General features: G+C 63.0%; 12 protein-coding genes. 11 read left to right on the top strand and 1 reads right to left on the bottom strand.

Going from position 1 to position 11,019, the window contains the following annotated elements:
- The first annotated feature begins 116 nt into the window (after positions 1 to 116).
- From RQH14_RS15805 to tgt, 8 genes are all read left to right on the top strand, one after another.
- Positions 117 to 1,328, top strand: coding sequence for a helix-turn-helix domain-containing protein (locus RQH14_RS15805; protein WP_311214123.1), 1,212 nt, complete (start codon positions 117 to 119; stop codon positions 1,326 to 1,328).
- Between the two features lie 156 nt (positions 1,329 to 1,484).
- The gene (locus RQH14_RS15800; RefSeq protein ID WP_311214122.1) at positions 1,485 to 2,870 is read left to right on the top strand and encodes an MFS transporter; all 1,386 of its coding nucleotides are present in this window, start codon (positions 1,485 to 1,487) and stop codon (positions 2,868 to 2,870) included.
- Positions 2,867 to 3,289, top strand: a complete 423-nt coding sequence (locus RQH14_RS15795) for a RidA family protein (protein WP_311214121.1) — start codon at positions 2,867 to 2,869, stop codon at positions 3,287 to 3,289. Before RQH14_RS15800 ends, RQH14_RS15795 begins: the two co-directional genes overlap by 4 nt.
- Positions 3,286 to 3,894: an RraA family protein gene (locus RQH14_RS15790; RefSeq protein ID WP_311214120.1), complete on the top strand. Its 609-nt coding sequence runs from the start codon at positions 3,286 to 3,288 to the stop codon at positions 3,892 to 3,894. The genes RQH14_RS15795 and RQH14_RS15790 overlap by 4 nt, the downstream gene beginning before the upstream one ends.
- 77 nt (positions 3,895 to 3,971) lie before the next feature.
- Entirely contained in the window at positions 3,972 to 4,511 is a 540-nt protein-coding gene (locus tag RQH14_RS15785) for an NUDIX hydrolase family protein (protein WP_026541888.1), read from the top strand.
- A 73-nt stretch (positions 4,512 to 4,584) separates the two neighbouring features.
- Positions 4,585 to 5,625 (top strand): DUF6707 family protein, encoded by a 1,041-nt coding sequence (locus RQH14_RS15780; protein WP_311214119.1) that lies wholly within the window; start codon positions 4,585 to 4,587, stop codon positions 5,623 to 5,625.
- A gap of 72 nt (positions 5,626 to 5,697) precedes the next feature.
- Positions 5,698 to 6,408 (top strand): SRPBCC domain-containing protein, encoded by a 711-nt coding sequence (locus RQH14_RS15775; RefSeq protein ID WP_311214118.1) that lies wholly within the window; start codon positions 5,698 to 5,700, stop codon positions 6,406 to 6,408.
- Between the two features lie 47 nt (positions 6,409 to 6,455).
- Complete coding sequence (gene tgt / locus RQH14_RS15770) at positions 6,456 to 7,781, top strand: tRNA guanosine(34) transglycosylase Tgt (protein ID WP_311214117.1); 1,326 nt, start codon at positions 6,456 to 6,458, stop codon at positions 7,779 to 7,781.
- Positions 7,782 to 7,871: 90 nt separating this feature from the next.
- Here the strand turns inward: tgt and RQH14_RS15765 are convergent, their stop codons facing one another.
- Entirely contained in the window at positions 7,872 to 8,582 is a 711-nt protein-coding gene (locus tag RQH14_RS15765) for a queuosine precursor transporter (RefSeq protein WP_311214116.1), read from the bottom strand.
- A gap of 308 nt (positions 8,583 to 8,890) precedes the next feature.
- Here RQH14_RS15765 and RQH14_RS15760 point away from each other — a divergent pair, with 308 nt between their 5' ends.
- From RQH14_RS15760 to RQH14_RS15750, 3 genes are all read left to right on the top strand, one after another.
- Positions 8,891 to 9,553 carry a TetR family transcriptional regulator gene (locus RQH14_RS15760; RefSeq protein ID WP_311214115.1) on the top strand — a complete coding sequence of 221 codons (663 nt, stop codon included), beginning with the start codon at positions 8,891 to 8,893 and terminating at the stop codon, positions 9,551 to 9,553.
- Positions 9,550 to 10,464 carry a TIGR01777 family oxidoreductase gene (locus RQH14_RS15755; RefSeq protein WP_311214114.1) on the top strand — a complete coding sequence of 305 codons (915 nt, stop codon included), beginning with the start codon at positions 9,550 to 9,552 and terminating at the stop codon, positions 10,462 to 10,464. The genes RQH14_RS15760 and RQH14_RS15755 overlap by 4 nt, the downstream gene beginning before the upstream one ends.
- A gap of 76 nt (positions 10,465 to 10,540) precedes the next feature.
- Positions 10,541 to 10,993, top strand: a complete 453-nt coding sequence (locus RQH14_RS15750; RefSeq protein ID WP_311214113.1) for a hypothetical protein — start codon at positions 10,541 to 10,543, stop codon at positions 10,991 to 10,993.
- Positions 10,994 to 11,019 lie beyond the last annotated feature (26 nt).

The raw sequence follows: 11,019 nt of genomic DNA, 5'->3' as shown, positions 1-11,019 counted from the left end.
TGGGACCGGGCGTTGGGGGTGCCCGGACATATTTGTGTGACTCAATCCATAGTGCCAGTAGTTTTTCCCAAAATAACTAGCAATACATCACGGAATCAGGGCGCTAGAATGTGTGAATGCACAATTCTGATACATCCGGGCATGCCGCTCGTTGGACCGAGCTGGTGGATCAGCTTGAAGGCAGGCTGGACACGCTGGCGCAGGCCTTCACCACAAGGGTGCGGGAGATCCCCGAGTACGGCGAAAGCCAAGTGACGGTCCTGGAAATCCAGGAGACTGCGCGGGAAACATTCCGGCGGCTCATCAACGGCTTGAGGAATGGCAGGACGGACAGCCGCGATGGCCTGCTCGATTTCGCTTCCGACCTCGGCTCCAAACGCGCCAGAGCCGGCATTCCACCGGAATCCCTCACCTCTGCCGTGCGGCTGGACTTCAGCATCCTCTGGGCCGAACTGTTGGAAATCGCCCACACCGAGGACGCCGCCTTGCTGGCCACCCGAGTGGACCAGGTGTGGAGCGTGGTGGACGAATTCGCCACCCGGACGCACACCAGCTACCTGACCGAGCGCGTCAGCATGGCACAGGAAGAGTCCAGCATCCAACGGGAGTTCATTGCCCGGCTGTTCAACCAGAGCAGCCCGTCCCTGGAAACGTCCTCCCAAGTAGCTTCGGCACTGGGTATCAACCCTGAGCAGCGTTTCGCCTTGGTGGCAGCAAGCGGTGAACCCGGAGCCCGACTTCGCGCCGCAACATCCCAGTTCGGATCGGGGCAGCACACCCGGCAGCGCTTGTTCCTGCACGAATCCGGCGGCAACACCTATGTTTTCTGGGCTCTTCCGGCCGTTCGGACGCGGGGTCCTGAACCCCGAGGCGAGACGCACAGCCCTGAAGCCGAAGGCCAGCAGCTGCCACCCGGCGTCGTCGATGTCCCTTGCGGCTACGTGCCCGAAGTCCTTGGACTGCGCGCCTTCCCAGGGGCCGCCCGTACCGCCGAGAGCCTCGCCGCTTTACTGCGGCCCCGCGATTCCGGTCCGCTGTCAGCCGATTCCGCTTGGGCCAGGTTGGCGCAGCAAAACCTGCAGGACGCCGGCTTGGACCTCGCAGCGGAACTTGAAGAAGCCTTGGCCGAGTGCCGGGGCGGCGAGCGCGAGCGGCTGCTGGAAACCGTCCGGAACTACCTGGCCACCGGCAATGTCACCGTTACCTCCGAGCAACTGTTCTGCCACCGGAACACCATCCTCAACCGGCTCAACCGTTTCCAGGAGCTGACGGGAATCGACCTCGCAGTTCCAGCGAAGACGGCAAGGCTGGTGGTGGCGTGGGCGTAGGGCTCTTGTGACGGCGCCCGCGCTTCGGTGTGTGTTTCCACATTCCTGGCCGCATTTTGCTGGAGTTTATGCCATTGATGGTGTGATCGGGCACACACCATAGTTGGAGCTACCTTGCACCGGACATTCGTCCCCGCACCCCATCCGGAGAATCAGATGGCCCACACGGTAGATACTTCCTCCGCATCCACATCCAGGCTGGACCTGGCCAAGATGCGCAAGATTGCCCTTGCCAGCGTTATTGGCACCACCGTCGAGTGGTACGACCTTTTCGTCTTCGGAACAGCGTCGGCCCTCGTCTTCAACAAGATCTTCTTCCCCAGCTTCGATCCAATCGTCGGCACCATGCTGGCGTTTGGCACGTTCGCTTCCGCCTACATTGCCCGCATGGTGGGCGCTATCATCTTCGGCCACTTCGGTGACCGTCTGGGCCGCAAGTCCATGCTGCTGGTCTCCCTCCTGACCATGGGAGCGGCCACCTTCGCCATCGGCCTGCTGCCCGACTACAACAGCATCGGCATCATGGCGCCACTGCTGTTGCTGTTCCTCCGCGTCATCCAGGGCCTGGCCCTGGGCGGCGAGTGGGGCGGCGCCGTCCTGATGACGGTTGAACACGCTCCTCCCGCCCGTCGCGGTTTCTACGGTTCACTGGTACAGGTTGGCGTTCCCGCAGGCACCCTGATCGCTAACGTGGCCTTCCTGATTGTGGCCTCCACGGTCAGCACCGAGGCCCTGTACTCGTGGGGCTGGCGCATTCCGTTCCTGGCCTCGGTCCTGCTGGTTTCTGTTGGTATCTACATCCGGCTGCACATCGAGGAAACCCCGTCCTTCCAGGCAGTCAAGACCGCCGGCGCCAAAGCCAAGATGCCTTTCGCCGCGCTGATGGCCAAGTACTGGAAGCAGGTTGTCCTGGGCGGCGTCGCCACCCTGTCCACGGGCAGCACCTTCACCCTGCTGGTGGCCTCCGGCGTCTCCTACGGCAAGAAGGAACTCGGCCACTCCGAGAGCCTGATGCTCTGGGTGGTCCTGGCCTCCTGCATCCTGGGACTGTTCCTCATCCCGTTCTTCGGAAAGCTCTCCGATAAGTTCGGCCGCAAACCGATCATCTTCGCCGGTGTTGCCGCCGAGGCCGCCCTCGCGTTCCCCATGTTCTGGCTCATGGACACCAAGTCCGTGGCACTGCTCTTCGTCGCCTACCTGGCCATGATGACCGCGTTCTGCGCCAACTACGGCCCCATCGCCACCTTCCTTGCCGAGCTCTTCGGATCCAAGGTCCGCTACTCCGGCCTGTCCGTGGCGTACATGCTGTCCGGCCTCCTGGGCAGCGCCGCCACCCCGTTCGTCACCACCTGGCTGCTGGGCATGACAGGACAGAGCTCCTCGATCGCCTGGTACATCATGGCCGCAGCCGGGCTGTCCTTGGTGGCCCTCTTCCTGCTGACCGAAACCCGGTACGGCAACATCGATGCCGTCGACGAAGCCCCGGCTGCTGCCGGCTCCTCCTCCGCCGGTTCGTCGACGGAAGCCGCGGCAGCCAAGTGAACCCAAGCACCATCGAGCGCCTGGCCGGCATCCCCGGCCAGGCGCCCGCCGTCGGGCCTTTTTCCCCGGCGGTCATTGCCAACGGTTTCGTCTTCACCTCCGGCCAGATCCCCGCGATCACCGGCCTGGATGACCAGCCGGACACCTTTGAAGGGCAGGTCCGGCAAACCATCCAGAACCTCGCGGGGGTTTTGGAAGCCGCCGGGTCCAGCCTTTACCACGTGGTCAAGGTCAACACCTACCTGACCAGCCAGGACCAGCTGGAGGAGTACAACCGCGTGTACGTGGAATACTTCGGCACCGCCAAACCGGCCCGGACCACCGTATGCGTGAGCCTGTGGGGTGTGTCCTTGGAAATCGAATGCGTGGCCGTCCTTGCCCGTCAGGTCGCTGCCCGTAAACCGGAGGTGACCCCGTGACCCCAACACTCCTGCAGGACCTGAGCGATGTCAGCTACCCGACCATCGGCCACTTCCTCGACGACGGCTTCGTCTCCCCCGCCATCCAGTCCTTGCTGGCAAACGTGAAGATCGCCGGCCCCGCCGTCACCGTCCGGATCGATGACCACGACGCCATCGCCATGAACCACGCCCTCCTCGCGCTCCGGCGCGGGGATGTGCTGGTGGTGGACATGGGCGGCGACCACCAGCACGCGCCGGTAGGGGCCGTCACGGCAGCCGCAGCACTCGCGCAAGGTGCGGCCGGCGTCGTAGTTGATGGCGTAGCGACCGACGTGTTGGAACTGCGCCAAACCGGCCTCCCCGTGTTCGCCCGTGGGACGTCATGCCTGACCACCAAGCGCCTGTACGGGACGGGTTCCGCCGTCAATGTCCCGGTGCACTGCGGAGGCGTCGAAGTCAACCCGGGCGACTTGGTCCTGGGCGACGACAACGGACTGATCATCCTGTCCCCCGAAGCCGCGCGCGACGTGCTGGGGAAGGCGCTCGCATCGGACGCGGCCGAGCCAGCCATCCTCGCCCGCATAACATCCAGGGAGCCGCTCGAGACGATTCTGGCCCTCTAATACCGCCGAGAGCGTAACCTCGCAGCCACCGGAACGCCACCAAGGAAGTTCGGCTGGGGATGGGGTAGAACTTAACCATGAGCGTACGTACACCCGACCCGTATCCAGGCTGGCTTTCAGATGAAGACCTCTTCGAAGCCCGCGGCCGACTCCCCATGGTCTACGTGGAGGCCGTTCCGGTCAGGCTGGATCCGCTCGGGTACGTGAACGAAGTTGGCACGCTTCTGCAGGGCGACGCCGACGGCAACATGGTCCGCTACCTCGTCTCCGGCCGCGTCCTCTACCGAGAGACCATCCGCGCAGCACTCCTGCGTCACATGGAGAAGGACCTCGGTCCCTTGGCCTTTCCGCAGCTCCCCATCAGCCCTGTCCCCTTCACCGTGGCCGAATATTTCCCGGCACCCTCCCAGACCGGCTTTACGGATGACCGCCAGCACGCCGTTTCCCTGGCCTACATCATCCCCGTGACCGGCGAATGCGAACCCCGGCAGGACGCACTGGAACTGACGTGGATGACGCCGCAGGAGGTGCTGGGCGAGAACGTCCAGCAGGAATTCGACGGCGGACGCGGGAACCTCGTGCGCCAGGCGCTGGCTTTTTCGGGCATCGTTCTCTAGCGGGTCCCCGCACCTGCACCAGCCGCCCTTTGTAGACTGGACGGCGGACCCCAAGAGAACCAAAGGACTTCCGATGACTCACAGCCCAGCCACACAGCAGTACAGAGAGAAGCAGGCTGGGGACCTGCGGCCCGGAGATTTTGTCTATCCACCCGGCGACGGGCCTGCCGCCGAAATTGCCGGCATCGAGGTGCAGAACGACGATTACGGCGTTGCCGCGTTGCTGCTGGTGACAATGGTCGACGGCGGCTCGGTACGGATCGCTGTCGGGTCCAGTGTCCCTGTGGGTGACGCGGCTGGTGCCGGCGTGGGAGCGGACAGCGCTGACGGCCCCACCGACCCAGCGGACCCGGGCACGCCCGACTCCAGCACCTCCGACTCCAGTACGCCCGACGCGAGCACCTCCGCAGAAGGAGGCCCCGACGCCTCCACTGGACCCGCCGTCGTCGTGCCTCCCCGCCCGGAAACGCCGCCCACATACACCGGCCCCAGCGCCGAAGAGTTGGCCCTGATTCCTGAGCCGGATGGCACCCCGGAGGCCGTGGTGAGCGCCGCCGCTGCCAACCATAAGGGCAAGAACGGCGTCCAGGTCCTCGCGGATCGTCTGGCCAAGGGCATCAACACCAAGTCGGGCAGCTGCCTCCGGGATCTCAGCAACCTGGCGTTCGACCTCTGCATTGTGCTGCGGGATCCGGACCATGCTCTGGCCGTTGCGGACCTGCTGAACGTGCTGCCATTTGACGGCAACCTGGACCGCTGGGCGTCCATTGAGCGGGCGCTGGCACTGTCCAGTTTCATCTGCCGCGAAGCCGGACAAAGTGAACGTGCTGCGGTTTACGAGAAATTGCTGCGTGCGCCCGAGTCCCAGGAAGAAGACCCGTTCAAGGCCAGGATCAATGCCCGCGTCCGCCAGCGCTCGCTCAACGAACCCAACCTGTACGACAAGGAAATCTTCCGCGCCATTGACAACGGCAATCACGAAGCCGAACGCGATTGGCGGTTCCTCCGGCTTGAAGCGCTGATGTTCCTGCGCGCCCACGGCGGTTCCAAGACCATCGGCGAGGACGAGTTGGCCCGGCGGATCAGCAACGAACTGGAATCTGTGCGGGCCTAGTTTTCGGGACCTGCCGATTCGGGGTATTTCAAGCCCTGTTATGTGGGCGCGAACGGCGGTAGATTCGGGGCCATGACGAACAATCTGAGCGTTGTGGTTAATGCCGACGCGCAGCAGGTTTGGACGATGCTGCGTGAACCGTCGCTGGTGGCTCAATGGCACGGCTGGGAGGCCGATGATCTCACCGACGAAATCAAACAGATCTATTTTAACACCGACGTTATTGAGGGGCCCGATCACACGAGCCTGACCGTCAACGGCGGCGATGTCTTTGAGCTCCACCCCGTTTCTGGCGGAACGGAAGTGCGGGTCACCAGGGCGGCCCTCGACCACGACTCCGAGTGGGCTGAATGGGACGAGGACATCACCCAGGGCTGGCTCACCTTCCTGCATCAACTGCGCTTCGCCTTGGAACGGCACCCGCATGGGCACCGGCGGACGCACTTCATTTCGCTTCCGGGCAAGGGCGGACCGGCGATTGAAAAGCTGGGGCTCGGGGATTTGCCGCCCGTTGGGGAGGAGTACTCGCTCACGCTTTCCACAGGCGAGAAGATCTCCGGAAAGGTCTGGTTCAAGAGCCGGCACCAGGTAGGACTCACCGTGCACAGCTACGCCGAGCATGGGGACGGGCTGCTGATTGTGGCTGAGCAGCTGCCGATTCCCGAAAAAAGGCCCGACGGCGGCTCTATGGTGATTGCCTCCACCTACGATCTGGGGGCCCACACCTTGGCAGACATCCGGTCATCGTGGGACAACTGGAAGGCTGAGAGCTACGGGTCGTAGGGGTTTTTCGGCGGGTTACTCACCGTAAAGCTGGCACACTTGGTAGCGTGCCAGCTTCCTCATCAGCCCCTGTATCTTCCCCTGCTCCCGCCCTGCCTGACGTGCCAGGATTGTCCTCGCGGCAATCCGAGTTCTCCTTTTCGGTGGGCAAGCGCCTGACTGAAACGTGCCCGCCGTCGGACGCTCAAGTAGAGGCCAACGGCGGCGCTTTCCTGGGCCGGACCGGAACCATCACCACGCCGCATGGGACCATCCAGACGCCCGCGTTCATCGCCGTCGGGACCAAAGCAACGGTAAAGGCAGTCCTGCCGGAGTCCATCTCCGAACTCGGCGCGCAGGCTGTGCTGGCCAACGCATACCACCTGTATCTGCAGCCGGGGCCCGAAATTCTGGACGCTGCCGGTGGGCTGGGCGCGTTCATGAATTGGTCCGGGCCTACTTTTACTGACTCCGGGGGATTCCAGGTGATGAGCCTGGGCTCGGGGTTCAAGAAGGTCATCGACATGAAGAACGTGGACAGCTCCGGCCCGGATGACGCCGTGGCCCCGGGCAAGGAACGGCTGGCGCACATTGATGACGACGGAGTTTGGTTCAAATCGCACCTGAACGGGGACCGGCACCGTTTCTCCCCCGAGATCTCCATGCAGGTCCAGCACCAGATCGGTGCGGACATCATGTTCGCCTTCGATGAGCTCACCACGCTGCAGAACTCCCGGGCCTACCAGGAGGAGTCGCTGGAACGGACGCGGCTGTGGGCGCTGCGTTGCCTGGAGGAACACGCGTCGTTGACTTCTTCGCGCGAGGGCAAGCCGTACCAGGCATTGTTCGGCGTGATCCAGGGTGCGCAATATGAGGACCTGCGCCGGAAGGCCTGCCAGGACCTGGGCGCCATGCCGTTTGACGGGTACGGGATCGGCGGTGCGTTGGAGAAGGAAAACCTGGGCACCATCGTGCGCTGGTGCAATGAAGAGCTGCCCGAAAACAAGCCGCGGCACCTCCTGGGGATCTCAGAGCCGGACGACATCTTCACGGCCATCGAGAACGGCGCCGACACCTTTGACTGTGTCTCGCCCACCCGGGTTGCCCGAAACTCGGCGTTCTACACACCGTTTGGCCGGTTCAACCTGTCCGGGGCTCGCTACAAGACGGACTTCGGGCCGTTGCAGGATGGCTGCGACTGCTACACGTGCGTGAACTACTCACGGGCCTACATCCACCACCTGTTCAAGGCCAAGGAAATGCTCTCGGCGACGCTGATTTCCATCCACAACGAGCGCTTCGTGGTGAAGATGGTGGACGATGCCCGGTTGGCCATCGAATCCGGGGACTTCTTCGAGTTCAAGGCGGAGACGTTGGGCCGGTACTACTCCTGACGGCTCGGCCGTTTCGATGGTTCGCTGCGCATTCGATGGTAGGAACCGTCTAATGCGCAGCGAGCCATCGAGATGGGCTCCCGTTGCAGACTAGGCTGCCGCTACCCCGTAGCTCGGCTCGCGCTTCTTGATCCAGCCGACCACCAGTACGGTGACGGGTACGAAAAGGAACTCCACGGCCGTCTTGTAGACGAAGCCGGCCAGGGCGTAGTTCAGGAATGAGCCGAAGTCCGTGATGCCGATGACCGACGCCGCGATGCTGCAGAAGATCAGGGTGTCCACCAGTTCGCCCACCACGGAGGAGCCCATCAGTCGTGCCCACAGGCTTTTTTCGCCGGTGAGGGCCTTCATCCTCACGAGGATCCAGGAGTTGATGGTCTGTCCGGCAAGGAACGCAAGCAGCGAGGCGAGAACGATCTGCGGCACTGGTCCAAGCGCGCCTTCGATGGCGGCCTGCTTGCTTGTGCCGTACTCGTCGCTGAAGCCGGGAAGCACAATGATGATCCAGTAGCAGAGGGATGCAAACACCGAGAGCGCGAACGAGGTAATGATCGCTTTGCGTGCAACTTTGAAGCCGTAGACCTCGCTCATCACGTCGCCCAGGATGTAGGCGATCGGGAACAGGAAGAACCCGCCGTCAGTGATGATCGGTCCGAACACTACGCCCTTGGACGCGCCGATGTTGGACAGGATCAGCACCACGGCCATGATGGCCAGCATGATGCCGAAATACGGGGAGCCGATCGACGCGAAGCGCGGCGCGGGCTTGCTCAAAGTACTGGAGCCTGAGGGCGAGGGCATGGGTCATCCATTTCGTAGTGGTTCGCGCAGGCTCCTTTGTTGTGGTGCCCCGCTGTATTAGCACTGTGGTTGGTGGGGCATCCGGCCCGGCACCGATTCCATTCTCCCACCCCTTCACCCCAACGCTCACTCACATCCCACGCCCTTCCGAGCAGCCCTCTCTCACCTCCCACGTGCTTGAACCAAACGCTCGATCACATCCCCAGCGCTTGAACCCAACGCTCACTAACTGCCACTTTTGAACACGTTCAGAAATGTGCCATACTCGTTCTTGAACACGTTCAAAACTTCGCTTGAGGAGCGGCACCATGGCACAAAAGAGTGAGCAGACCCGCCAATTGGTGGCCGATGTGGCGCTGAAGATGTTCCGCGAAATCGGCTTCGAGAAGACCACCATGCGAGCCATTGCCCAGGAAGCGGGGGTCTCCGTCGGGAACGCCTACTACTACTTCGCATCCAAGGACGAGCTGGTCCAGGAGCTGTACATCCAGGTGCAGGACGAACACGCCGTGGTGGCGGCGCAGGCGCTCGAAAACGTCCAGGATCTCGCAGGGCGCCTGAAAGCAGTGCTGCACACCGGAATCGACGTCATGGCGCCGTACCACCAGTTCGGTTCCGATTTCATTGCCACGGCGATCCGGCCGTCGTCGCCCGTCAACCCGTTCGGCGAAGCGTCCACCGCCGCCCGCGAGGCGTCGCTCGCGATCTTCCGGTCCGCCGTCGAAGGTTCCTCCCCCGCCGTCGCGAAGAAGCTGCGCGGGGATCTGCCAGAGCTGCTGTGGCTGGCGTACATGGGCGTCGCGCTGTTCTGGGTTTACGACCGGTCCGAGGGACAACGGCGTACGCGGAAACTGATCAACGGCGCGGCCCCGCTGGTGGCGCGCGGCCTGTCACTGGCGAAGATTCCGGGTGTCAGCAAGGTGTTCGACGACGTCCTGGGACTCGTGCGCACCGTCAAGGAAGATTCGTGATGCGGCGGACAATGGTGATCGCCGGCGCTACCGGCTTCATTGGCAGTTACTTCCGGCGTCGGTTTCTTGAAGAAGGTTGGCAGGTCAAGACGGTTGGGCGGGACGCTTCGGCTGACGCGCGTTGGGACGACGACGGCGCCGTCGCCAAAGTGCTGGACGGCGCCGAACTGCTGATAAACCTCGCCGGACGGTCTGTGAATTGCCGCTACGACGAGAAGCACCGGCGCGAGATCATGGACTCCCGGGTCTTGACCACGCGGACGCTGGCTCAAGCTGTTGCTGCGTGCGCCGAACCGCCCCGGACGTGGATCAACTCGAGTACTGGAACCATCTACAGGCACGCGGAAGATCACCCACAATCAGAGGTTTCGGGCGAACTTGGCAGCGGGTTCTCCGTGGATGTGGCCCGCGCTTGGGAGGACGAGTTAACGGCGGCTGCTGTTCCGGTTACGCGGAAGGTGCCGCTGCGCATTGCGATCGTGTTGGGGGCCGGTGGCGTCATGAGCCCCCTCCGGAACCTGGCCAGGCTTGGCTTAGGTGGTCACATGGGCCCGGGCACCCAGAAGTTCAGCTGGATCCATGTCGAGGACTTGTTCCGTGCGGTGGTGTTTATCCACGCGGATGCCGGAGTGACGGGTCCCGTGAACGCAGCGTCGCCCTACCCCGTGGACAACCGCGAACTGATGTCGCTGGTTCGGCAGAGCCTGGGTGTCCCTTTTGGCATCCCGACGCCAGCATGGCTGCTGGAGGCCGGCGCAGTCCTGATCCGGACACAGACGGAGCTGGTGCTGAAGAGCAGATGGGTGGAGCCCCGGAAGTTGCTCGACGCAGGGTTCGCCTTTGAGTACCCAACGCTGGCCGTCGCGCTCAACCAGATCGCGGGGACGCACCCCAAACCGTCTCTCACATAACCGCCCTTTCAACCGAACCCTCTCTCACATAAAAGCCCCTTCAAGCGAACCTTCTCTCACATCCCCGGAGGTATTCTTGAGTCAGGAACCCTGGTCAACCAATGAGGACTACGCGTTGGCCGCTAGGAGCCCGTCCACCGGTTGGCTTTACGGGCCGAAGGACAGAGTGGTGCTGGGCGGCAAAGGACTCGCAGTTGGAATCGCCGTTTCGCACCTGACGTTCAGTATTTTGCTGTCCATCCAGGGTCCGGAATGGGCCGTGATCTTCTTCATGTACAGCCTGCTCCCGACATGGGCAATCGGTGCCGGTGTGGGATCACTTCTCGGCTTGGCCCTGCGTCGCATGAGGCAGCAATGGGTTCACGTGGCCGCATTTTTTGCCACCGGTTTGCTCATGTGCGCACCGTTTGGGGGACTCTCCTCGACGGGTCCACTGATGTTCTCGTTGTCCATAGCCGTCGCAGCCGGCGTTGGTCGCTTGGCCATCTGGAAACTGGTACGAATCAACGACAATCCCTCTCGCACATAATGGACCCTTAGGCCGGACGCTCGCTC

The organism is Arthrobacter sp. WCS2018Hpa-7 (genome assembly GCF_031843805.1).
In the GTDB taxonomy this organism is placed as follows: Bacteria; Actinomycetota; Actinomycetes; order Actinomycetales; family Micrococcaceae; genus Arthrobacter.
The sequence above is the reverse complement of the archived record's forward strand: the minus strand, read 5'-3'. Positions and strand labels throughout refer to the sequence as shown.